Here is a 24,303-nt window from a genome sequence, read left to right on the forward strand (position 1 = left end):
ACCGGATTATCTTTCCTGAAAAGCTTCCACTTCCTCCCGATATCTGCCTAATTGTGCTTCCGCTTGTTGCCAATGGGCCAGTTCTTCCTCGGTAACCTTCAGGCTCTTCAAACTGTCTTCCCACTCCTGCCAAAGACCCGTGAAATATCCGGCGATTTGCTGCTTGCGTTTTTCGATTTCGCCGGCATAATGGTCGCGGAAAACGCCCTGCATGCGGTGCACAAGCTCCTGAAGCCGCTCCGTAAGCGGGCCTTCCAGCTTGGAGCGCAGCTGCATTTTTCCCTGTCCCTCAAAAAAAGCTTTTGGATTTTTGAAATACGGCCAATAGTCTTCCGGCGAAAAATACGCGTTGTCCAGCAAGCCTTCCAGAATCTCCGGGGTGCTCCATTCCCCGGACGGAGCCGGCGCTTCAAGCGGCATATCGAACCCGGCCCCGTTCCCGCGGCACCAGTTCTCCGCTTCCCTCGCCAGCAGTGCCTCCGCTTTCCGCTCCAGACGCAGCGTCGTCGCCAGCAGCTCGCGCTCCAGCTCGCCCGAGATTTGGCTAACCCATCCGCGCATGGCGATCGAGAAGTTCCGCTTCAATGGACCCGCGCCGTCCTGGAGCAGTGACGGGTGGAAATATTCCGCATACGCATCGAGCGCTTGCAGCCTTAACCGCTGTACGACGTGGAACAACAGCTCTTCGTTCTCCTGATTCCATTCCCGGCCGATCTCGACGGCCATGAACTCCTTGACTGCGGCTTCAAAGGCGGCACGGCTATCGGTCAGCGCGGCCAGCTTCCGCTCCGCCTGTTCCGCATCGCTATCGGCCGACGCGATCCATTTCGCCAGCCGCTCCTTCGTCTGCTCCAGCAGCGCGGAGGCGGACGCCGCGGCAAGGCTGCCCAAATCAACCTCCAAGAACTTGGCGAATTGCTGCCGGAACCGGGCAAAGCCCGTGTCTCCAGAAGCCCCGCCTTGTTCCGTCCGCAGCGCCTGCAGACTGGACAGCGCAAACAGGTTCGGCTCGCGGATGCCTGCGGTTTGCAGCCCGTCCCTTACGTACTCCACCACCGCCGCGAGTTCGTCATCCGACGCCGACAGGTCCGCCGCGTTGACGACAAAAAACATTTTGTCGAGCGCAAAGCTGCCTTTCATGCGGCCAAGTTGGCTGAGCAGCTGTTTGTCGGCCCGGGAAAAAGCGTGGTTGTAATAGGTCACGAAAATAATCGCATCGGAATTTTTCATATATTGGAACGTAACGCCCGTATGCCGCGCATGGATCGAATCCGCCCCCGGCGTGTCCACCAGCACGATCCCCTGCTCGGTCAACGGGCAGGCGTAATAAAAATCGATATCGGCTACAAAGCAGGCTTTCTCTTCCTCCGCCGCAAATCTTCCGAACTCGGCGGCGTCTGCGACGATGCTTTGGCCAAGCAGGGACCCGGCGGCCTCCCAACCGGCCGCCGCCGCTTTCAGGAAGCTGAAATGCGCTCTCCCGGCAGCCGGGATCTCGGCGGCTTCGAGACGTTTGACTGTCTCCAGCCAGCTTTTCTCCTGCCAGCCGCCAAGCCCCAGGGCCCCGAAGGAGTACGCCAAATCCTCGACCATCGCTTCGCGGCTTTTGAAGCGGATGCTGGCCGAATTATGGCGCTGTCCGCCTTTGGGCGCCATCACCCGGATGATCGCCGCCGTCGTCGGATGCGGCGATACCGGCAGCACGGCTTCGCCCAGCAGAGCGCTGGCGAAAGAAGATTTGCCGGCGCTGAACGCCCCGAACAGCGCCGCGGTAAACGTGCCGCTGCGCAGCTCGGCGGCGCGCCGGGTCAGCTCCCGCACCCCCGTCCCGAAGGCGGGGTGGGGAGCCAGCAGCTCCGCCGCGGCCGCAAGGCGCGCGGCGGCCTGCAGCGCGCGCCCGCGGGCCTGCGGCGGGCGCGGCTGCGCCTTGGCCGCCGGGGCGTCGCCCCCGGCGGCATCCGCCAGCGCCGGCGCTGGCGCGGGCGAAGCCGCGCAGGCGCCGGGCAAGGCCGCGCCGCCGGCCGGGCGCGGCGCGGGTTCTTGCACCTCCGGCAGCAGCCCGGAGGTGAGCGGCACGGGCGCGCCGAGCAGCGCGCCCAGGCGCGCTTCGCGTGCGGCCCGCGCGGCGGCGAGCTGCGCCAGCGCGCGGGCGGCCGGCAGGCGCGCCGCCAGCTCGGCGCGCCGGGCCGTTGCCGCGGCCGCTTCCGCCGCGCGCAGCGGCGACGGCGCCGCCAGCAGCGCATCCAGCACCGCCGCGGCCGCGCGCTTGTAGCGGCCGGCGACGCCCGCCGCCACCGCCGCGGCGTAATGCAGCGTCGACTCGCCGGACAACATCGCCCCGCCGGGCAAAGCTTCGCTGATCCAGGCCGCCTCCGGCTGCGGCAGCAGCGCATCGAGCCGCTCCTCCCAGGATTCATCCCACAGCTGCAAATGTTGGCCGATCGTCCGCAGCTCCTGGCGGACATGCCAGCCGAGCTGCGCTTCCGTTTGCTCGCCCAGGCCGCTTAGGAACGTCTCCCGGCGTTTGGCTTTTTCCGCTTCCGTTTTTCCGCCTCCGCCAAACCATCCCTTCACCTTGAACCCCGGCGCCTGGCTTTCGAGGAACAGTCCAGCCTGCTCACGCAGCGCCGGCGTCATCAACTGGGCGGAATCGATCACTTTGCCGATCCGGTTCATCCATTCCTGCCTGCGCTCCCCCCAGACAGTCTCACCCCCGGAAGCTTCGGCCCGCTCGAGTCTAGCCCATTCCTCTTCCAGTTTTTGCACCTCGGTTTCGCCGCCCGCCTGCTCCAGCAGCGCCTCCCGCTGCGGCCGCTCTTTTTCCGCCATCTGCGCCAGATGGTCGTTTACCGTTTGCGCCGCCGACATATATGCCCCGTAATCCAGCAGGCCGGCTCCCCGCGCCAAAATTTCCTTAATCGTTTGCTTCAGCGCCGGCAGCATATTACCTTGATGTTCTTCCCGCTTTAGAGAAATATAAAAAATGCCCTGCATCCCGATGTTCCATACTTTAAAAGCCTGGCTCACCGATTCCCGGTAGCGGGCAAAGGGCAGCTCTTCCTCCCGGTGCTTGTCGATCTGATTAACAACCATGTAAACCGGCTTGCCGTAATCGCTTAACGCTTTGGCAAAGCTCAGGTTCGTTTCCGAAGATACGTGATTATAGTCCATCACATAAAAAACAACGTCTGCCAAATGCAATGCGGAGTGCGTGGCAAGCTCATGACCGGCATCGTTCGAATCGACCCCCGGCGTATCGAGCAGCGCGCCGCCCTGTTCCAGCAGTTCAATCTTGTCCCACAGCTCCACGCGCGTATAATCTTTGCCGTTCCGGGCATAATCGGCGATATGCTCCACGGGCATCTCCACCGGCGGCTGGGCCGGATCGGACGAGCTTAATACCGCGCGAGGCGCCCCGCTGCGAATAAAAACGACATTGGCGCTGGTCGGCAAGGGGCTCGCAGGCATAACCGATTTGCCGCACAAGCTGTTGATCAGGCTCGATTTGCCCGCCGAAAAATGTCCGCAAAAAGCAATCGTCAGCTCTTTCCGCTCCAGTTTGTCCTGAATCTCCCGCAATTCCCCGGCCGCCTGGTCGTCTCCGCCTTCACTCAGCACGCCGTGCAGCCCCTCCAACTTGCTCTGCATATCGTAATCGGTTGCTACCGTAATCGGTTTCATAAAACAATCTCCGCCTTCCACTCTGCGAAATCTAGTTTCATTTTGGAATATCAACATTTTAACATTTCCTCCCCTGCTTGGGGAAGACAACATCGCCACCAAGTAAGACCAAATACATGCGGGAATTTAGCAAAACAAAAACCTGCAATTAGGCAGGTTTTTAGTCAACAACTTCCTTTTTATTCAAAAAAACAGACCTCTGCATGCATTTTATTCAGTACATCGAACACGATCGGCAACGTTGTAAATCCGTCGCTTTCCAAAAAGTGTCCGCCATGTTCCACCTCGTAGAAATCTGCAACCATTTGCTCCATATCCGGTGTAGGTGTATTGGACATAATCTCCCCTCCGGTTCAAATCAGCTTTGATGTTTGCTGCGTAAATAATCGGCATAATTCACCATGGGCTCCCGTTCAAAAAGCTGCAGCAAGACGGCCGCCCGTTTGTCCCACTCCTCTATATTATCCTGTTCGCGAAGCAGTTCAAGGAACGGCTCGTACAAACAGGGATTCTGTAAGGAAACGGGGTGCTGCCGGTCCAACAACATGGACCACCGCACATATTTTTCGCATATTAACGGTGCGACGGTTCCCGAAAACTTGCGCAGTTTGAGGCGAGCCTTGAGAAGCGCCGGCATCAACCGTTCGCCTTCCCAAGCAGGATCGTCACTTTCCTCAACATCATCCGGGCTTAGGCCAAGCCGAAGCTCCAACCGATTGAACCGGGCTCGTAGCATTTCGGAATTTTCAACGTTGTTTTCAGCACTTAACCGTCCGGTTCGGGCCGTTTTTTGATCCCATTTGATCCGCCGAATTTCCTCCAAGGCATATTCCCGGTTGCGATGCTTCCAAGCTTGCTCTATCCGCCGGTAGAGATCCTCTATCGGCTCCTTCCCGATGTGATTGCGCCAGCTCCCTTGATGGAACGCGCCGCCGCCAACCTCGATGAAACCGTGCTCCTTCAAGATATATCCCCCGATGCCGTACATCAACAGTAATGGTTCGTATACGCGGTAAGCCCTTCGGGCCGCCTCGTTTCCTTCCCGGGCGCGTTTCATATAAAACAAAGCCATCCGGCTGATAAAGCTCGGAGAAGCCCCCCTCATTCTCCGCAACACAGCGTAATCCTCTTCAACCTGTTCATACTCGTCGGGTCTCTCCACCAGCTTTTGAGCGTTAAAATATAGTGGATGCGCACTTATGGAATAGGAGTCTGCAAATAAGGCCATCCGCCGCAAAAATTCCCGGTACAACAAGCCGTCCACCATCTGTTCCGCGGCCGATCTGCCGGGAAGATCGCGATATTCCATATCGGCGATATGGGATATCAGCTTTAAGATCATTTCGTCTCCCTGTTCCCGCGCATAGCCGATCAACGTATCGTCATAATCCCCGGCAGGCAGCTCAAGCGCCGGCAGCTTCAACAAAAAGTCTTCTATTGGCCGCTCGACGGGGTAATTTTTCTGTCCGGTTAAATACAACCGCATTTCCTTCGTATCCCGCACATGCGCAATCGTTACTTTAGCATAGTCGCCGGTGTTGTACAGCTTGCGGTTAAAATAATACTGTTGCCGGATGTCGCCGGTATACAGAAGCTTTTTTTCCGGGTAATAATAGCAATGAAAAGGAAAGCCTTGGGCGGAATAAACATCCCTGGAAGTAAGTTGTGAAAGATCATCCGCTTCCGCAGCGTAGGCGGTGCCGGTCACATCTTTTCCTTTAACCCGCTGGATATGCACATATAACCGTTCGTCCGGGCTTTTCCACCATTGTGATGCTTCTTGATGGCTCGGAGTAAGCAAGATAGGAGCAGGCGCTGCATTTGAAATCCAGGCCGATACCTGCGATTCATAAACCGTGCTTGTCACCCATTGTTTCTGTTTGCCCAACAAGCCGTACAGAATAGCCTGGTTTTCGATGAACGTTTCTGCCCGGTTTTCGAAAAACATCAGCTCGCCGTTCACCAGCAAAACATACAGCGCTCCATACCTATCCATGTAACAGCTTCTACCCCAATAGATGTCCCTAAAATAGAGGCATTCAACAACTTCCTCGTCCCCATACTTCATGACCTTGGGCAAGCCGCCGCCGTACAGGGAAGGCCCCATGGCATCGAGCACGAAACTTTGATCCTTAAGCCCGCCGAACTCGTAAAACATTCCCCCGTATTTTTCCTGAAAATCAAGCAGCGCCTCAAACACGGGAATACCGTTTTGTCTCAGCGTTTGAGCGACTTCTATCCGGTTGCGGACGGTTTCTCGTCTGGGACACTGCCGAATGAATTCCTTAACGATTCCGGAAAGCAGAGATGGATGATTCATTATGCCTAAACTCCATTCATTTTCATATGCACCCTTGCATCATTACGGCTCTTAAAATTGACATTAAGTAAATAATAACTCAACTTTCACAGAGCAAAAATCAGCTTGAGCCTTTGAGCTGAAGATTTTCAAAGAATTAAGATAGGCGGCTTGCAAAATAGAAAAACACCGCTTCGTTTGGTAAAGTCAAGTCCAAAACCGATCGTGGCAAGAACGCGGAAGGGCATTGGAAGCTTGAGGACAGAGAAGACCGGTGGGTTGGGCTTCAGATCAACACTCACGTCTGGCCGCTTTGCACGATTATCCCGTTTGATCAGGTAGCAGAGAAACAGACAAGCTCGGGAGAAGAAAATATTTGGTGGAGAAGCAGATCGGTTCGAGATAATTTAGACGGGCTTAGGAGAAGGAATCAGGTTTAGGGGAGGTGAAACAGACCGGACTAGAGATCAAGACAGGAGATCAAGGACAAGACGCGAGGGAAACGAAAAGACCGTGATTTTGCTGTAGCCTGAACCCTTCCATTTGCAGCAACGCCCACACCGTTCATGCTAACTCACACCAATCAAGTTGATCCGCATTAAGCTAACCCCTACCCATTAAGTTGATCTGCGTCAAACTCCCACCGTTCCAACGTCTCGATCAAGCCGCAGCCGCAAGGGGCTGGTTCGGTTGGCGTGCAATTAGCCGGCGGTAAGGGATCGCCGGAATCGCCACACACATGTGTAGCAACTTCTGCCGCATCGTATCTTCCGCTCCGGGCAGGTGCAGCCGGCGGCGTACGGTATACTCGTTCAGGTACGCCTGCAGATGCTTCAATCCCAAGGCTATATATGTACTCTTCAGCGATTCCCACGCCTCTCTCACCACTTTCCGCAAGGGCGCATACAGCCGATAGGCTAGAGGAAACGACTCTACCGCCGATGTACGGACATCCACATGCCCGTTGATGAACGCGGCGAGTTCGAGACGGTTTGCTCTTTTCCCGTCTCCCCTCTTATGCGGCACCATGCGGATTTTGACCTGCTCCGGCTCGCCCGACTCCGTGACCGTGCATCCCGCTACTACCGCCGAGGCGTACGGCTGCGAAAACTGAAACCGGGACGGATTACACCCATACAGGTCGCTGTTCACCTTCACGTCTCCGCAGAGCAGCTCCCGGGCATCGAACTCTAGGGCGGCATGGCGTATTTTGTGCAGCATCAACCAGGCGGTTTTATAGGTGACTCCGATCACCTTGCTCAGCCGTATCGCCGAGATGCCGTCAGGGAGCAGGAACAACTCCAGCGCTTTGAACCACTTGAGCAGGGGCAGATGCGTTCGTTCAAAAATCGTGCCGACCAAAGCCGACGTTTGATACTTGCACTTTCCGCACTCGAACAAGGGGATATGCCGGGAAGTCAGACGGCTGCACCGGGTGTGAGCGCAGCGCGGGCAGACGAAGCCGCTTCGCCACTTCATCGCGATCAGCGCCTCCATGCAGGCCTGCTCGCTATTATAACGGCTGCTGAATGGTTGAAGTTCCGTTCCCGCATTGACCTCCATGTTCGCTCGCCCCCGAATCAAGAATTTACGAACGTACGTTCTATTTGTTTTATTATAACAAACGTACGTTCCCTTATCAAGGCGAAAATCTCACCTGTACCGCCTCATTTTTTCCCCCTCTCTTTTTCTTCTCTCTTTTTTTGGAACCCTTGCTCTAGCCCCCACCCCCTGCCCTTCCTGGACGAAAGGGATAATCGTGCAAAGGCTGCAGGCAGGGACAAGACACCAAGATACCAAGACACCAACCCTTTAGACAACCCCCTCACCTGGCGTCGATTTGTGCCACTGCTCGAAACGGCTACGGTGCAAAAAATGGGTGCGCTGACCTCAGCGGATCGCCCTCTTCATCGTTGATGCTTCCATGTTTAAGCGGAATCGTAACAAAGCGGTCATGTTGCTTGCCCGATTTAGGGAAGACACCGTCCGCCTATGATTCAGCGTCAACTCCGGCAATGGATTGCTGCTTTACCCAGCTAAATCAAGACTTGTCTGCCGATTTTTTGCCGCGAAAGTTGATTAATAACTTATCATCCGCTCCGTACTACTAGCTTAGTTTACTATATCTTTTGCTAATCTGCCGGAAATTTGGGTCAAAACCGAAATCGGTGCTTAACAGGTGAAGTTGGTCAAGAGCACAAAAGAGTGCAAAAAAAATCTAACGGTTCTGAGCGGCGCTATTCGGGCAAAAACGGGACTTCCAAGCTGTAACAGATGCCATCGGCCTTATTTCACGTTTTACCTGGAGTTAAGGGGCAATTCCAAACCAATAAGCGCGCTTAGAACCGTTAGAAAAGGAAACACCGTCTTTTGGGCCAAATAAGCATAGGTTACAACCGTTAGCGCAGAAGCCGAACTCTCCCCATGAGCGCTCTGCATTAAAGATAAAGGGCCATCTGGCCGATATATGTAAAAGGCAGCATTTTTCAATAGAAGGGGGGATTTCCCATAATGAAACTGGAATCCATGTCATCTATGCTGCGATCGGGCGCTTCCGCTCAGCAGCCACCTCCATCCAGACTGGAGCAGCTTATGCAAATTGCCCAAAGCGGCGCGTCCGCGGCGGAGAAACGAATGATGGCCAGAGCGATGCAGATGCAGATGGAGCAGGAAACGGTAGGGACGCTGTTCGCACATATCCCTGAGGTTAAAGAGGAAGTTGAGGAAAAGCCGCAGGAGGAGCCGGTGAACGGAGAAGAAACGTCGAATGCGCATGGAGATACGGTTCTTATTTCCGATGCGGCCAAACAGCAATTCGAGAGCAGCCGGCCGGAAAGCAGCAACTCGGCCCCCGCGCCATCATCTGCTGATGCTGGAGTATCGTCGGCGGCAACTACCTAATTCCGTGTTGGAAGGAAAGGGAATGAAGCAAATTCTTGGTCTATAATTGGACGACAAAAAATACATACCTTATCCTGAATTAGATTGGAAATATCCAATAGAATTGGAAATTCCGTGGCAAATACAGCCGCTTGATTGGAGATTTTCCAATAGATTAGGCTCGGCGGGCGTAAAACGGGCAACTTGAGTGAATTCTATTGGATATTTTCCGATGAGAGTTCAAAATGGCGTTCGATCTCCGGCAATCTATTGGATTTTTCCAATGAGAGGGAGAGGAACGACCTTAGTTGCGATGAGTTTTGGCTTCTGGCAAGTAAATAAAAAAATAGCGGCACCGGAAAATCATCCTTGTGCCGCCATTTTTTGCTTGCGATTGCCGCCCAATGTGCAGATAACCAGCATTCCTTCACGCATTTCTGCCCCTAATCGAACAGCTCGCTAACTACCCTGCCGGTCTGACGGTCTACCGACAACCAATCCGCTGTCGCCGTATGCGTGTCGGTCTCGTCATTGCGGACTTCCTCGTAAATATGAATCGTGACCGACTGCTCGTCCGCATGGTCCACCTCTTGGATGAAGATGGAACCGATGTTTTGATCGTCCCGCCGGTTGTTTTCCGCTGCCGTGCTATTTTCAATTCCCATGACGATATAAAAAGCCTCTTCATCGGTTAAATTGACCGCTCCGTTCAAAAATTCCGGCTGCCCCTGATCGAACCTCTTCATCAACACTTCTTTATAACGATCGGCATATTCCTTGCGAGTGACTTCATAGACAAGTTCCTCATCGACGTTATACGCTTTTAATTGCTCCCGTACGCCGTCAAGATCGTAGGGTACTACTTCCCCGATCAGGATGAAGCGGTCTTCTTTATGGTTATGTATGACGATGTGCTCGCTGGCCGTGACGGCGTGGTTGACGCTGCTTTGAGAACGCAGCAGCAGCAGATTTTGATCATCGTCCAGAGGATAGGTAAACACATCCGTAAACCCGTTCCGGTAGACCTCCTCCACCCCCGCTTGATCATATAGTCCGGTCAGGAACGGCGCGTCTTCGGTCCCCGAATTTTGCAAAAAGTACGTCCCTCTGGGTTCCGCATTGGCACCGCCGAAACCTTCTTCCTCCGGGTAATCAATCGTCAGCGCGCCATCCGTAAACGATAAAGAAACGTTGCGATATAGTTCATCGGTGAACACCAGCCGTTGCCCGTCAACGCGAAAATCGCCATCGATTTCCCCATTATGATGGCTAAAGCCCCGGACGACCTGTACGTTCAAATGGTATTGATCCCCGCCAAGCTTCTTGACTTCAGCAATACCCACATTCGCAGGATCATAATAGCCGATGATATACGTGCCCGGAATAATGCGCTGCTGGTCTGTGATATTACCGCCGCTCGTCCGAAGCTCCGGGGAACCCGGCGTTAGCGAAGCCCCTGTCTCAACGCTTGAGTTCGGCGTTCGCCCGGCGGAGGTGTCATTCGTCTGCACCGGCGAAGCTGCATTTTTATCCGCGCCCTTATCCTCGTTTTGGCATCCTGCCAATGCTCCCGCCACCAGCAGAACGAACAGTGCAATTTTGAAAGTTGTTGACTTCCCTTTTGTCATGTATGCGATTCCTGCCTTCCTAAAAGCAAGTTTGATCCAAGCCCGGATTACGGCAGCCGATACAAGGCAAATGGCTTTGCATAGCGGAAACGGCCGCTTAGCTCATCAAGCTGCGCGAGGATGTCCGGATCAAGGTCCATGGATACGCTGCGCAAATTATCCTCGAGCTGCTCCGGCCGCGTCGCGCCCACGATCACCGTCGAGACCGCCGGCCTTGTCATTAGCCACGCCAGCGACAGCGCGCTGGACGAGGTCCCGCGCTCGGCGGCGAGCCGGCTCACCTGCTGTCCAAGGGCAATCCGCTCCTCATCCAAAAACCTGCCGAAGTTAGGATCGGTATCCGCTCTGGAGCCCGCCGGCGCCTCTTTGACGGAATAGTACTTGCCGCTAAGAATGCCGCCAGCCAGCGGAAAATACGGTATAATCCCTACGCCTTGATCCACGCACATCGGAGCAAGCTCCTGTTCGGGCGTCCGGTCCGCCAGCGAATAACTGACCTGCGTCGAAACGTAGCTCGTCCAGCCGCGGACTTTGCTGATCCCGATCGCTTTCATCAATTCCCAGGCCGCGTAGTTGGAGGCGCCGATATAGCGAACCTTCCCGGTGCGGACCATGTCGTCCAGCGTACGCAGCGTTTCATCCAGCGGCGTATACGGGTCAAACGTATGGATTTGGTACAGATCGATATAATCGGTTTTCAGCCGTTTGAGGCTTTGCTCCAGTTCCTGCTGCAAATGCAGCCGGGAAGAGCCGCTGGCGTTGGGTCCCTCTCCCCGCACTAGCCCGGCCTTCGTCGCCAGCACCACACCCTGCCTTCTATCCGCCAAAGCATCGCCGATGATCCGCTCGGATTCGGAGCCCGCATAAATATTCGCCGTATCGATAAAATTGATGCCGCTGTCCAAAGCCTGGTGGATCAGTTTAATGGATGTTTCCCGATCCGCGCGTTTTCCGAATGCATTTGTGCCGAGGCCGAGCACCGAAACTTCAAGCCCGCTTTTTCCAAGACGCCGATACTTCATGATCATTCCTCCTGCTTGTCCTTTTCACCCTTCACGCTTCATCTCACAACCCGGCTTCACTGCCGGCGATCACTTGTCCGGTTGAGGACAAATCGTAATCTCCCAAGGTAAAAAGCACGTCCCGAAGCTCCGCGGACAGCAGCGCCTCGCGAAGCTGAGCAATCCATTCCCGGTTTTCGGGTTTGTTCAGCACCACCAGGTCAACCCGCTCCGCGATCAGCGGGATAAAGTCCAAGCCGGCGATGCGGGCCGGGCGTTCGCTGCCGACGCCGACATCGGCCTGCCCCAGCGCGATCCGTCCGCCCAGCCCCATATGGGTCGTTTCTTCCTGCTCGTAGCCGTTTACCGACGACGGGACGATGCCCCTAAGCCGCAGCTGCTCGTCAAGCAAAACTCGGGCGCCCGAGCCTTTTTCCCGATTGATCAGACGAATATTCGGACGCGCCAGGTCCTCCCAGGCCGTGATTCCCAAAGGGTTCCCCTGCTTTACGTAAAATCCCGCTTTGCGCGTCACGAAATGAAACACAAGATAAGGCAATGATATAAACAATTTACGGATATACGGAAGGTTGTACTCCCCGGTGTCGCCATCGTACAAATGCGTGCTGACGATATCCGCCCCGCCGTTATACATGGCCACCAAGCTGTCCATGCTGCTGGCGAAGGAGCGCAGCGGCCGGAATTTGGAGCTTCGCTTTTCCAGCGCTTTCGCCAACAAATCAAGGCCTGGGTCCTGCCCCGTGATGACCAGCGGTTTTACTCCGTCATTGGGGTCAGCGTTGCTGACCGGCAGCGATACGGGAGTCAACGGCGTTAGTTGGACGTCCGCCGCAACGAAGCCGGCGGGTCCGCCGCCAAGCCGGCCTGGCGCAGTGCCGCCCGCTGTGCTTCCGCTTTTCGCTTTAAGTTTATACGCTTCGAGATCCGTGGAATCCACCCGCATTTGTTTGCCTACGCGATATGCGGGCAGCTCTCCTTTTTTGATCAGATCATAAACGGTTAATTTGGATACTTTAAGTAATTTGGCGATTTCTTCGGTCGTGTAAGAGATCGGTTCGGTCATGAGTTTCTCCTTGTACACGTCATCTATGAATTGTTCCAGCTAGACTTATCTTACTGATGTTCCCGCTATATTTCAATGAACGGCGCGGTCAGGACGAATTTTATTTTTGAAATGTGCGTGAAATCTCTATACACTTCATTATGTTTAGTATAATCTAGATATAATTAGTTATAACCAGGGAGGAAGATTCATGTTTCAACGAAAAATGATACCTTTGCTGGCCGCGATGATGACCGCGCTTATGCTGGTCATCTCCGGCTGCGGAAGCGCAGCAAACAACGCCGCATCGGCCAATAAGGATACCGCCGCCCAGGCGGAAGCGTCCGGCGCAAATTCAACCGCTTCCCCGAAAGTCGAACTGCTCGTTTCCGCCGCGGCCAGCCTTACCGAGAGTATGGACGAGTTAAAAACAATTTACGAAACCGCCCACAACGATGTTAATCTTACCTTTAATTACGGGGCATCCGGGACGCTGCAGCAGCAGATCGAGCAAGGCGCGCCGGCGGATTTGTTTTTGTCGGCCGGAAAGAAGCAGATGGACGCATTACTGGACAAAGGACTCATCGATTCAGAATTATCGGTAAACCTGCTGACCAATGACCTGGTGCTCATCGTTCCGGGGAACTCTGCCGTTCAAATTAACGCGCTGGAGGACCTGGAGCAGGCCGGAAACATCGCCATCGGGACACCCGAATCCGTGCCCGCCGGCAAATATGCCCAGCAAACTCTTTCCTATTTTAAGCTTTGGGACAGTTTGCAGCCCAAGCTGGTTTTGACGAAAGATGTGAAGCAGGTGTTGTCCTATGTGGAAACAGGCAATGCGGATGCGGGTTTTGTATATAAAACGGATGCCGCCGTCTCCGACAAAGTGAAGATTGCGCTAACCGCAGACCCGGCAAGCCATGACCCGATCGAATATCCGGCCGGCGTGCTGACGGGCAGCCAACATCCGGACGAGGCTAAAGCTTTTTACGAGTTTTTGCAAACCGATGAGGCGATGGAAGTGTTTAAAAAATACGGATTTAACCCGGCGGAGTAACGGCCCGTAATGAATTCATTATTCGTGTCGGAAAATTTTTGGTCGCCGGTCCTGTTGTCGCTTCAGGTATCGATTGCCGCAACGGTGATTGCATTTCTCCTCGGACTTGTGGTGGCATGGCGGATGGCGGCCGCGGTTTTTTACGGCAAATCGCTGCTGGAGACGGCGTTCCTGCTGCCGCTTGTGCTGCCGCCCAGCGTCGTCGGCTTTATCCTGCTCGTGCTGCTTGGCCGAAACGGCTGGATCGGTCAGGCGGCCTCCGCCTGGTTGAACCTGTCCTTTGTGTTTCAGCCGCTCGGAGCGATCGTCGCCGCCAGCGTCGTCAGCTTTCCGCTGATCTATCAAACGCTGAAAACCGGGTTTCTGTCGGTGGACAAAGACGTCAAGGAAGCGGCTCGCGCGCAAGGGGCCAACGAGTGGCAGGTGCTTATTCATATCGTGCTGCCGCTCTCCTTGCGGTCGCTGCAAGCGGCTTTTATTCTCGGCTTCGCCCGCGCGCTGGGCGAATTCGGCGCCACCTTGATGGTCGCCGGCAACATTCCCGGCCGGACGCAAACGATACCGACAGCCATTTATTTTGCCGTCGATGCCGGCAATATGCCGCTCGCCTGGGCGCTCACGGGCTGCACGATCCTGCTGTCGTTTTTGCTGCTGATGCTTTCGTCCAGATTTAAAAACGACTAGAGCGCTCTTCAAAGCGCAAGCCAAAAACCCCCTCTCGGTATGCCATCAGTTGGTTTACGAGAGGGGGTTTCTGCTGTTTACGGCTCGAAGACGGCCAGTCGAAGCCTTGAAAACCGGCTCTAATTCCCGTAAAAGCTACCCGGAACTCTAACGGTTGCAGCAGCGGCTATTTTGCGAAAAAATCCACTTTCTAGATTCTAACGGTTGCGAGCGCCGTTATTTGCCTGAATTTAAGCAAAATAGCCGGATTTCAGTGAAATAAGCTCCATGGCAACCGTTACAATTGGAAATCAACGTTTTGGGAGCAAATAGCGCTTGTGGCAACCGTTAGAATATTGGTATGGCAGATCGGATTTGATGCAACGCTAGTGGTGTGTTCGCCATTTTCGGGTAAACAAGAGCGCCCTGGTACATTACTAGCCTAACTTTTACTTCGCCAACTCCTCTTTCGCCCACTCCCCGATTTCCCGGCTGTCCACCGGGTATTTGCGTTCACCCGCCGTCCGCCGCAGCCGCTCCAGTAATGTCTCGATAATTCCTTCGCTCACCTTAAGCCCTTCCCCGTCCAGCGCCAGGCGCACCGAGCTGCGGCCGGAATGCTTGCCCAACACGATGACATGATCCGCGCCGAGCTCGGAAGGATCAAGCGCCTGGTACGTCCGGCGGTCTTTCATCAGGCCGTTCACATGAATCCCGGATTCATGGGCAAAGGCCAGCCGACCCACCAGCGGCCGGGCATCGGGGATGTCTCTTCCGGCCGCACGGGCAACGAGCTCGGCCAAAGGCTTGAGCTTGTCGGGACACACCGCGCATTCCCCGCGGTACAAATGCTTCCAGGCCATCACCACCTCCTCCAGCGCGGCGTTGCCCGCGCGTTCGCCGATGCCGAGCACGGTCGTGCTGGCCCACCCAGCTCCCGCCTCGATACCGGCCAGCGTGTTTGCCGCCGCCAAGCCAAAATCGTTGTGGCAGTGGATTTCCAGCTCGATGTCGGGCGGGCAGGTGGCCAGCAGCGCCGAAACCCTCGAATACAGCGTACCGGGATGGTGAACGGACAAGGTATCGGCGTAACGGAACCGCCGGATCCCTTCTTTCCGGAAGCCGCAAACCAATTCGCGCAAAAAAGCGAAATCGGCGCGGGAAGCATCCTCAAAGCCGATCGATACGGCAAGCCCTTTTTCCAGCGCATAACATGCGGCGCGTTTGCCCATATCGATGACTTGGGCCGGCCTCGCCCCCAGCTTGGCGCGCATTTGGATCGGCGATACGGGCAGGGCGATGTGGACCGAATCCACGCCCGCCGAGAGGGAGGCATCGATATCGGTGCAGCTCGCCCGATTCCAGGCCAGCAGCCGCATGGGCAACCCCAGCGCCGCGATTCGGCGGATAGCCCGGCATTCGTCATCGCCCATAGCCGGGATACCCACCTCGGCCTGCTCGACTCCGGCGGCGGCGAGGCACTTGGCGATTTCCAGTTTTTCCGCGGCCGTAAAAGCCACGCCAGCCGCCTGTTCCCCATCGCGCAGCGTCGTGTCGCAAATCCGCAAGTCCCTCATAATAGTTCCCTCCTCCCTCAAACGTTTTTGCAGCACCCGCAGTCGGGATTGCAGCGGAGCGAAACGGTATAATTGCTCATATTCAGCGTGTTGAACCGGTGCATGACATTGATGAACGGACGGCCAACCCCGGTAATCCACTTCACCGCCTCCAAAGCGGCCAGGCAGCCGGCCAGGCCGGAGGTGGCGCCCAAAACGGGAAAGCCGAGGGGTTCCCATTCCTGCGGGCGCTCCGGGTACAGACACGCAAGGCATGGCGTCGTTCCCGGGACGATCGTCGTCAAGGAAACCTCAAACCCGTACATGGCCGCCTCGACCAGCGGTTTCCCGGCGGCGACGCATAAGCGGTTCAATGCATAGCGTTCGGGAAAATCGTACCTCGCGTCGATCACGATATCGGCCGCTCTTACCCAAGGCCCGCTTTCCGCAAGCGTGATCCGGGCATTATACCCTTCAATGATCACCTCCGGATTGACTCGCTTCAGGCTCTCCACTGCCGCAGCCATCCGCTCCTCCCCTATTTGGGCGGAATCCATCAGGATTTGCCGGTTCAAATCCGGCAGCCGGATTATCCCTTCATGCGCCAGGATCAGCTTGCCGATCCCCGCGGCCGCCAAATAAAGCGCCGCCGTTCCGCCCAGCCCGCCGATGCCGGCAACCATCACCGCCGCTTCCTTCAGTTTGCGTTGACCCTCCCGTCCCAGCAATTTGAGCTGGCGGTCATAGCGGAGAAGCTCCTTTACAAGCTGCTGGTTCTCCTCCACGTATTGCGGGCTTTCCATCTTCTCCACCGCGTTTTGCTCCGTAGTTCCCGGCACGTCGTCCCCCCTCCCTTTTTAAAAACTTAAAGATGTCCCCGTTAGCGCGCAGCCGCGACTTCCTGATGCCGATCCAGCCAATCCAGCGCCTCCCGCATTTGGTTTAACACAAATTTCTCCAGTTTCGCCGCGGAAGTAAACGGAAACCGCAGCCCGGCCCGCAGCGTGACCGAGGAGAGGATCAACCGGCCGCTGGACACGATAGCCCTTCCGAACCCCTCCCCGTTCATTTCCACCATGCTTTGCATAAGCTGCTCCGTTTCCACCTCGAGCGTCACCGCCATTGCTTGAAACACATGCTCGACCTGTAACCGCAGCTTGGAGTTGGGTGTGCAGTCCTGACTTAGCGCCTGCTTCTCCTCCGGAGTAAATAACAGCAGCCGGACGATCTTGTCTTCCTCGCTTAGGCCTCTGCCCTTGCCGAAGTAATCGTAAGCATCGATCATTTGACAAAGAGACCGGTTAAAAGACGCTAACAATCGCCGGTCCCGTTCCCCCGCAAATTCAGCATTTCGTCCTTCCCATCGTTTAGCTCCTTCCATGCCTCCCCCTCCTTGTTATCCCTCGTTGCGGCTCTCCTCTTCTTGCTCCGAAGCGGCCTCCTCCTCGGCAAGCAGCACTTTGCTCAGCCACATCGGCGGCTTGCCGCGCAGCATTTCCAGCAGCCTGCCGATTTGTTCCTCGATCGGAACGCCGGGCGCCACCTTTACCGGCATCATTTTCCGCCGGGTCACGCGCGCCGCGGCCGATGCTCCGATTTGCATCAAAAACACCAGCGTACAATCGCCGATCAGGGAAATCCGCACATCGATTTTGCCCGATTCATCCGGGGAAATTTGCGTGGGAACGATCCGGTTTTCTATAAACCTGGCGTCCCCGGGGCGGACTTCATAAACGGCAAACATCGGGCTGTGTCCGAAATGGGCGTTTACATGAACGCCGTCATCCGTGGCAAACGCTACGCGCATGCTGGTTCTCCTCCCTTCGGATGAGCCGGTTGCCCGCTTTGTTGATCAGCTCCAGCGTCCCGCGGTATCCCACCGTCAGGGACATGTAGGCTCCAAGCTCGTCGAGAACCGGAAAACCCATCGCCATAAACGCTGCGCCGCAGCGCTCGGCCCCGCTTTTTCCGTGCGAATTGCTGATCCAGAGGTCCGCCCCGGCCGCCAGCCGCTCGGCATCCTCCAAATCGCCGATCCAGATTTTCTCGTCCCGCCGCTGCAAAGATGGCGTCTCGCAAGAGGCGACCAGACCTTGAAAGCCAACGCCCATCTCCTTCAGCCAGGAGACCGCCGAACCGAGGTGATCCGGCTCCAGGGCTACGACCGCCGTTGCCCCGGCATAATTGAAGTGGGCGTCCAGCATGCCGTCGAGCAGATTTTCCCGCTGCCAGCGGTAACGCCAAGGGACGGGTTCCCCGCTGAATTCCTGTAGAAAATAAAAAAATTCGTCGCTCGCCTTAAGGCCCGTTACGCCCTCAAATACCCGGTAAGGAACGCCCGCCGCGTTTTGCAGTCTCCGGGCGGGACGCTCCATGCTGGAACCGATGGCGATCGTCAGCTCCGAGCGGAGCAATTGGCGGGCGGAATCCAGCGGCACCCCGCCGCGGGTGAGCGGCGAAAAACCGGTCAGCAGATGCCCCGATAACGAGGTGGACACATCGGGCAAGGCGATGACCTCCAGACCGAACGAAGCGATGGTTTCTTTGAGCTCCATCACGTCCGCCGCCGTCAGAAAAGAACCGGGCAGCAGGTTAACTTGCCTTTTTACCGGCCGCTGCGGTTTGCGCCCCGTCTGCTCCAGCAGGCCGTCGATGACCGACTCGACCATCGCGCCGTACCCCGACTCCAGGGAGCCGCGGTAATCGGGCAGCGAACAGGTGACCAGCAGCGTGTCGCGGAGATTGCGCTTGCGCTTGAATGTTTTGATTCTTCCGGCGTAATCCGCGCCCGACGCCTCCGTGAGCGCGGTGCTAATGACGCCTATGCAATCCGGGCGATGCTTCGCCAGCACCGTCTCAAGCGCCTCCTCCAAATTCCGGTCGGCATCGAAAATCACGTCCATCTCCTGCAGCGCGGTTGTCTGCACCGCGATCGGCTCCCGGTAATGCCGCGTCAGCAGCGTTTTCGCAAACGCGGCGCAGCCTTGGGACCCGTGGATGATCGGCATCGAACGGTAAATGCCCTGCAGCGCCAGCACTCCGCCGAGAGGCTGGCCGATTTTCAGGGGATTGCTGCTTAACGGCTTGTTCGTTTTGTTAATCGTCATCATGTCCCTCCCTTTCCCAAGGAGCCGGCGTCCGCACCAGATCCCACACCGGATGCTCGAGGGCAAACGCCATCTGCTTGGCAAGGCGGATTAACCCGTCATAACCCGCAAACGCGGTATGCCGTTCCTGATTGATGTCCACGAACGGAATCTGCTCTTTTAAGGCCATGTACATGTTGCGTCCGCCGGCGATGACCAAGTCGGCCTTGCGTTCGCGCACCGTTTTGAGGATGCGCCCGGCTCCCCCTTCGGCAATGTATACCGCGTCGTCTCCGACCCGTTCGGCGATCCGGGCGATTTCTCCGTCGGTGCTTTTATTCGTGCCGACACCAACCACCTTGATCCCGAGCTCCTGCAACGCGGAGATCACCGACCAGCTTTTGACGCCGCCGGTATACAGCACCGCCCGTTTGCCTTTGAGCTGTTTGCGGAGCGGTGCCAGCTCGCGCATCACGCGGGCTTCCTCATGCTCGACCAGGCGGTCGACGCGCCGCTCCACCTCCCGGCTGCCCAGCAGATAGGCCAGCTGACGCAGGGAATAGCTCGTTTCCTTGGCCCCGTAAAACGATCCCTCAAAATAAGGAATCCCGTATTTGCGCTCCATTTTGACCCCAAGGCCCAGCAGCGCCCGGCTGCACACGATCATATTGACTTTGGCCCGGTGCGCCCCGGCAATTTCCTTATATCTTCCGTCCCCTGTAATTTTGGCATGAATTTGAATGCCGGCCTGATTCAGGAGCTTTTCAATATCCCAGATTTCGCCGGCGATGTTGTATTCACCAATCAGATTTACGGCCGTGTCCATGGCGGCGTTAGGCTCCGCGGTGCCGATCACGTATTGAAGGAGCGCCTCCCCGGCTAAGCGGGTGCCTAAGTTTTTGCTGCCGACGAATCCGGGGCTGTTGACGGGAATGCAGGCGATCCCCAGTTCGGCGGCCGCCCGCTTGCATACCGCATCGATGTCTTCCCCCGTAAGCGCCGAGACGCAGGTCGAATATACAAAAACCGCCGGCGGCGCAAAACGCTTCGCGATGTATTCGATCGCCGCGCGCAATTTTTTCTCTCCGCCGAAAATGATATCGTGTTCGCCCAGATCGGTCGTAAAACCATACGCCGACAGCCGTGGCCCGCTCGACAAGCTGCCCCTCGTCCCCCAGCTGTTCCCGGCGCACGCGCTGGGACCGTGAACCAGATGCGCCGCGTCCGCGATCGGAACAAGCGTAATTTGCGCTCCGTCAAACGAACATCCGCCCGCCGCTTCGCCGGGTTTTGGCCTTGGACACGGCTTGCTTTGCGGTTCCTCTTTGCCGCAGGAATCGCCCATTCCGGCATAACCTGTGATACTCATCGCTTCCATCCGTTCTGATCCCTCCTGCTATCCGAAATGTTCTTGTCCCGGCATCCCGGCATCCTGGCGGATAACCGATTGACCCTGTACGTTAACGCACAAGGTCAAAGCTGTGGGCCGGAGCGTCTTCATCCAGCCGCTCAAGCACCGTATTTACGAATAAGGTCAGCAGATTCAAGGTACCTTGATATCCGATGATCGGATAGCGCTGCAGATGATGCCGGTCAAATATCGGAAAGCCCACCCGGAGCAGCGGCACCCCGGCCTCTTTGGCCGCGTATTTCAGATGGCTGCTGCCGACGGCCAGATCCACCGGCTCATTAAACAATAGGGAGCGCATATGCCAAAGATCGCGGCCGATATGCACTTTACCCTCCGCGCCGTAAGGGCTGGACGACAAAGCCAAGTTTGCCTCCTGTGCGAATTCGGCGTCACCGTTGGAGCAAACGATATGAACCGGCTCCATCCCCAGCTCCAGACAAAAGCCGATCAAACCCAATAGCAAGTCCGGGTCTCCGGCCATCGCCACCCGTTTGCCGTGCAGGTAATTGTGGGAATCGGTTATCGCGTCGACGACCCGGGCCCGTTCCTGCAGCAGCGTTTCCGGGACCGGCCTGCCGCTCAATTCGCCGATCGTTTCCAGCAGGCGGTCGGTGGCCGCGACGCCCAGCGGCGTGTGCAGCGACTGGACCGGCTGCCCCCAAGCCTCCCCGATATATTCCGCCGTTTTGCGCAGGCTGTATTTTTGCAGTGCCAGCGTCCCCGCCGCATTCGCCGCGGCCGGCACATCGGCCAGCCGGGTTCCGCCGTAATAATACGCATAAGTTCCGTCCGCTCCGGAATCGAAATTGCCGCTGTGATCGCCCAGCACGGTGTAGTCCGCCCCAAACAGCTCCAGGATGCGCCTAAGCTCGGAGAAGTTGCCGGTATACGGCTCGAATCCAAGCAGAACGTTCAGCTTGCCGCTGCTGTCCGGATCGGCGGCTTGCCCTGAGGAACGTTCGTACAGGTAACTAACAATCGCCTTCAGCATGTTGTCGTAGCCGGTGATATGCGAGCCGGAAAAGCTGGGCGTATTGGCAAAAGGAATCGGCATCCCCTCCGGCAGCACGCCTTCCTTCCGGGCGTTGCCGATAAAGGCCGACAAGTCGTCGCCGATCACCTCGGCCATGCAGGTGGTGCTCATCGCGATCATTTCGGGTTTGTAGAGCGCGACGCTTGTCTCCAGCCCATCGATCAAATTGCGCATCCCGCCGAACACGGCGCCGTCCTCCGTCATCGACGAGGACACCGCGGGAACCGGCTCTTTGAAGTGGCGGGCGAAATGGCTGCGAAAATAGGCGGTGCACCCTTGCGAGCCGTGGATGAACGGCAGCGTTTTTTCAAAGCCCAAGGCGGCCATCACCGCGCCGAGCGGCTGGCAAGCTTTCGCCGGGTTCACAACCACCGCCTGGCGGGCAAAGTTTTTGTCCATATACTCCTGCGACCTGGTATATGCTGCGGTTTGCAGCACCTCTTCCTCCGGGCAGGCGTTTTCGAACTCGCGTTTTCTTTCCCGCTGCCGGACGTATTTTTCACTGTCGAACAGCTTGTTATGGTCCAAAATCGTCCTAGGTTCGCTCATGCCGTCACCTCCTTTTTTTGCCGGTCCTTCACCAAATTCCATACCGGACTGTTGATAGCCATATCCATGTCCCTGGCGAACACCTTAAACCCGTCAAATCCATGATAAGGGCCGCTGTAATCCCAGGAATGCATTTGCCGGAACGGGATGCCCATTTTGTGGTAAACGTATTTTTCCTTCACGCCGGCGCCCATCAGGTCGATATCAAGCCGCTGGGCGATCTCCTCCAGTTCGTACGAGCCCGGATCGTCCATCAGGATCGTCGCTTGTTTCAGCTCGGGAATCGTTTTTAAATAGTCGTCCTTGTGGGCGAATTCATAACCGGTCGCCACGATTTCCATGCCCAGGTCCTCGTAAGCGCCGATCGTATGCCGGGCCCGCAGGCCGCCGATCAAGAGCATGACCTTCTTGCCGTCGAGGCGCGGACGGTATTTGGCGATTACCGCGTCCATTTCGTCCTTATAGCGGGCGATTACTTTTTCGCAATTTTCCTGGATCGTCTCATCAAAAAAGGCCGCGATCTTGCGCAAGCTTTCAATCGTTTTGGTCGGACCGAAGAAGTTGTACTCCAAGGACGGGATCCCGTACTGGTTCTCCATCACTTCGCACATGTAGTTCATCGAGCGGAAGCAATGGATGAGGTTCAGCTTCGCTTTATGCGCGGTCATAATCTCCTGGAGCGTGCCGTCGCCGGACCATTGCCCGATGACCCTTAGGCCCATCTCCTCCAGCAAAATCCGCGATGCCCAGGCATCCCCGCCGATATTGTAATCGCCGATAACGTTGACGTCGTAAGGGCCGCATTCCTTAAGCTCCGCCCGGCCCATCAGAAAGTCGCGGATGGCGTCGTTGGCGATATGATGCCCAAGCGACTGGCTGACGCCGCGGAAGCCTTCGCAGCGTACCGGCACGATCGGGATACCCAGCTCCTTGCTCATTTTTTTGGCCACGGCTTCGATGTCGTCGCCGATCAGGCCGACCGGGCATTCCGACTGGATGGTAATCCCTTTGGCCAGCGGAAACATTTCCTTGATTTCCCGGCAAATGACCTCCAGCTTTTTGTCCCCGCCAAACACGATATCCGTTTCCTGAAAATCGCTGGTCACCTGCATGGCCGTAAAATTGTCGATCCCCAGCATGCCGCTGGCATAATTCCGCCGCGTGGCCCAGCTGTATTGGCCGCAGCCGATCGGCCCGTGGCTGATGTGGACCATGTCCTTGATCGGTCCCCATACCACGCCTTTGGAGCCGGCGTAGGCGCAGCCGCGGATCGTCATCACGCCCGGCCGTGACTTGACGTTGGATTTGATGGCGCATTTGCTGCAGTCCTGCTTGTTGTCCTCCTCTATCACTTCGTAGTGGCGTTTGCGCTCTTTTTTCGCCTTTTCGGGGAAAATCTCCAGGATCTCCTCGACGAGCTGTTTCTTTTGGATCACGTCCGTCGTTCCCATTCTCCAACCTCCCGCTCCTTTATTTATCTCTTAATCTGGAGTCAAACGCGCGGCTGCGCTTAAAGCGCGGTTTTCATCCGCTTCATGGCCTCTTCCTCGTTTTCGATGACCCCGAACTCCATCAGCAGGTCTTCCAGCTCCTCCATGCTGATTGGTGTCGGTATCGTCAGCATGTCGTTGTGCAGAATTTTGTCGGCCAGCTGCTCGTATTCGGCGGCCTGGGAATGGCTTTCGTTGTACTGGGTAACGGTCATTCTCCGCAGCTCGGCATGCTGCACCACGTTATCCCGCGGCACGAAGTGGATCATCTGTGTGTTCAGGCGGCGGGCAAGCTCGGTGATCAGCTCATCCTCGCGGTCCGTGTTGCGGCTGTTGCAGATTAAGCCCCCGAGGCGCACGCCGCCGCTGTTGGCGTATTTCAAAATGCCGCGCGCAATGTTGTTGGCGGCGTACATGGCCATCATTTCGCCGGAGCAGACGATGTAAATTTCCTCCGCTTTCTTCTCCCGGATCGGCATGGCGAAACCGCCGCAAACCACGTCGCCAAGCACGTCGTACGAAACGAAATCCAACCCTTCATAGGCGCCTTCCTCTTCGAGGAAATTGATCGCCGTTATAATGCCGCGCCCCGCGCAGCCGACACCCGGTTCCGGACCGCCGCATTCCACGCACTGGATGCCGGCGAACCCTTCCTGAATGACGTCCGCCAGCTCCAAATCCTCGACCGAACCCCGCTCCGCCGCCAAATGCAAAACGGTTTGCTGCGCTTTCGTGTTCAGGATCAGCCGGGTGGAGTCCGCTTTCGGGTCACAGCCGACAATCATAATTTGTTGATTGAATTTTTTGGCCAGCTGGGCCAGCGTATTTTGCGAAGTCGTCGATTTGCCGATTCCGCCTTTTCCGTAAAATGCGATTTGTCTCATAGGAATGACCTCCATTTAG

General features: G+C 56.6%; 18 protein-coding genes and 1 pseudogene. 3 read left to right on the top strand and 16 right to left on the bottom strand.

Annotated elements, in window-relative coordinates; genetic code table 11:
* Window positions 1-6: 6 nt before the first annotated feature.
* The 4 genes and pseudogenes from EHV15_RS27380 to EHV15_RS27395 all read right to left on the bottom strand — a co-directional run bounded on the left by EHV15_RS27380 (window position 7) and on the right by EHV15_RS27395 (window position 7,543).
* Window positions 7-3,681, bottom strand: a complete 3,675-nt coding sequence (locus EHV15_RS27380; RefSeq protein WP_178075979.1) for a dynamin family protein — start codon at window positions 3,679-3,681, stop codon at window positions 7-9.
* A gap of 179 nt (window positions 3,682-3,860) precedes the next feature.
* Window positions 3,861-3,980, bottom strand: a pseudogene (locus EHV15_RS27385) (hydrolase); the annotation flags it as partial.
* A gap of 59 nt (window positions 3,981-4,039) precedes the next feature.
* Complete coding sequence (locus tag EHV15_RS27390) at window positions 4,040-6,001, bottom strand: hypothetical protein (protein ID WP_128634019.1); 1,962 nt, start codon at window positions 5,999-6,001, stop codon at window positions 4,040-4,042.
* A gap of 639 nt (window positions 6,002-6,640) precedes the next feature.
* The gene (locus EHV15_RS27395; protein WP_128634020.1) at window positions 6,641-7,543 is read right to left on the bottom strand and encodes a transposase; all 903 of its coding nucleotides are present in this window, start codon (window positions 7,541-7,543) and stop codon (window positions 6,641-6,643) included.
* A 948-nt stretch (window positions 7,544-8,491) separates the two neighbouring features.
* On the opposite strand from EHV15_RS27395, the gene EHV15_RS27400 reads away from it, so the two are divergent.
* The gene (locus EHV15_RS27400) at window positions 8,492-8,881 is read left to right on the top strand and encodes a hypothetical protein (RefSeq protein ID WP_128634021.1); all 390 of its coding nucleotides are present in this window, start codon (window positions 8,492-8,494) and stop codon (window positions 8,879-8,881) included.
* 422 nt (window positions 8,882-9,303) lie between these two features.
* Here EHV15_RS27400 and EHV15_RS27405 read toward each other — a convergent pair whose 3' ends face one another.
* The 3 genes from EHV15_RS27405 to EHV15_RS27415 are packed head-to-tail and all read right to left on the bottom strand — an operon-like array spanning window position 9,304 to window position 12,573.
* Window positions 9,304-10,488 (bottom strand): hypothetical protein, encoded by a 1,185-nt coding sequence (locus EHV15_RS27405; RefSeq protein WP_128634022.1) that lies wholly within the window; start codon window positions 10,486-10,488, stop codon window positions 9,304-9,306.
* Window positions 10,489-10,535: 47 nt separating this feature from the next.
* The gene (locus EHV15_RS27410) at window positions 10,536-11,510 is read right to left on the bottom strand and encodes an aldo/keto reductase (RefSeq protein WP_128634023.1); all 975 of its coding nucleotides are present in this window, start codon (window positions 11,508-11,510) and stop codon (window positions 10,536-10,538) included.
* Window positions 11,511-11,553: 43 nt separating this feature from the next.
* Window positions 11,554-12,573, bottom strand: coding sequence for a helix-turn-helix transcriptional regulator (locus EHV15_RS27415; RefSeq protein WP_128634024.1), 1,020 nt, complete (start codon window positions 12,571-12,573; stop codon window positions 11,554-11,556).
* Between the two features lie 190 nt (window positions 12,574-12,763).
* Between EHV15_RS27415 and modA the strand changes: the two genes are divergently transcribed.
* A complete protein-coding gene (gene modA / locus EHV15_RS27420) occupies window positions 12,764-13,612 on the top strand; it encodes a molybdate ABC transporter substrate-binding protein (protein WP_128634025.1) in 849 nt (282 codons plus the stop codon).
* 9 nt (window positions 13,613-13,621) lie between these two features.
* The gene (gene modB, locus EHV15_RS27425) at window positions 13,622-14,296 is read left to right on the top strand and encodes a molybdate ABC transporter permease subunit (protein ID WP_128634026.1); all 675 of its coding nucleotides are present in this window, start codon (window positions 13,622-13,624) and stop codon (window positions 14,294-14,296) included.
* A 428-nt stretch (window positions 14,297-14,724) separates the two neighbouring features.
* Here modB and EHV15_RS27430 read toward each other — a convergent pair whose 3' ends face one another.
* From EHV15_RS27430 to nifH, 9 genes are all read right to left on the bottom strand, one after another.
* Window positions 14,725-15,852, bottom strand: coding sequence for a homocitrate synthase/isopropylmalate synthase family protein (locus EHV15_RS27430; RefSeq protein ID WP_128634027.1), 1,128 nt, complete (start codon window positions 15,850-15,852; stop codon window positions 14,725-14,727).
* Between the two features lie 17 nt (window positions 15,853-15,869).
* Entirely contained in the window at window positions 15,870-16,670 is an 801-nt protein-coding gene (locus tag EHV15_RS27435; RefSeq protein WP_246061800.1) for a HesA/MoeB/ThiF family protein, read from the bottom strand.
* Window positions 16,671-16,711: 41 nt separating this feature from the next.
* Window positions 16,712-17,212: a DUF269 domain-containing protein gene (locus EHV15_RS27440; RefSeq protein WP_128634028.1), complete on the bottom strand. Its 501-nt coding sequence runs from the start codon at window positions 17,210-17,212 to the stop codon at window positions 16,712-16,714.
* A gap of 15 nt (window positions 17,213-17,227) precedes the next feature.
* A complete protein-coding gene (locus tag EHV15_RS27445; protein ID WP_128634029.1) occupies window positions 17,228-17,638 on the bottom strand; it encodes a NifB/NifX family molybdenum-iron cluster-binding protein in 411 nt (136 codons plus the stop codon).
* Complete coding sequence (gene nifN / locus EHV15_RS27450) at window positions 17,613-18,941, bottom strand: nitrogenase iron-molybdenum cofactor biosynthesis protein NifN (RefSeq protein ID WP_246061801.1); 1,329 nt, start codon at window positions 18,939-18,941, stop codon at window positions 17,613-17,615. Before nifN ends, EHV15_RS27445 begins: the two co-directional genes overlap by 26 nt.
* On the bottom strand, window positions 18,928-20,295 hold the full coding sequence (gene nifE / locus EHV15_RS27455) for a nitrogenase iron-molybdenum cofactor biosynthesis protein NifE (RefSeq protein ID WP_246061802.1): 1,368 nt from the start codon (window positions 20,293-20,295) through the stop codon (window positions 18,928-18,930). Before nifE ends, nifN begins: the two co-directional genes overlap by 14 nt.
* Before the next feature lie 82 nt (window positions 20,296-20,377).
* Entirely contained in the window at window positions 20,378-21,910 is a 1,533-nt protein-coding gene (gene nifK, locus EHV15_RS27460) for a nitrogenase molybdenum-iron protein subunit beta (protein ID WP_128634030.1), read from the bottom strand.
* Window positions 21,907-23,361, bottom strand: coding sequence for a nitrogenase molybdenum-iron protein alpha chain (gene nifD / locus EHV15_RS27465; RefSeq protein ID WP_128634031.1), 1,455 nt, complete (start codon window positions 23,359-23,361; stop codon window positions 21,907-21,909). The genes nifK and nifD overlap by 4 nt, the downstream gene beginning before the upstream one ends.
* Before the next feature lie 59 nt (window positions 23,362-23,420).
* Entirely contained in the window at window positions 23,421-24,284 is an 864-nt protein-coding gene (gene nifH, locus EHV15_RS27470) for a nitrogenase iron protein (protein WP_128634032.1), read from the bottom strand.
* Window positions 24,285-24,303 lie beyond the last annotated feature (19 nt).

This window comes from Paenibacillus oralis (assembly GCF_003863965.1).
Classification (GTDB): domain Bacteria; phylum Bacillota; class Bacilli; order Paenibacillales; family Paenibacillaceae; genus Fontibacillus; species Fontibacillus oralis.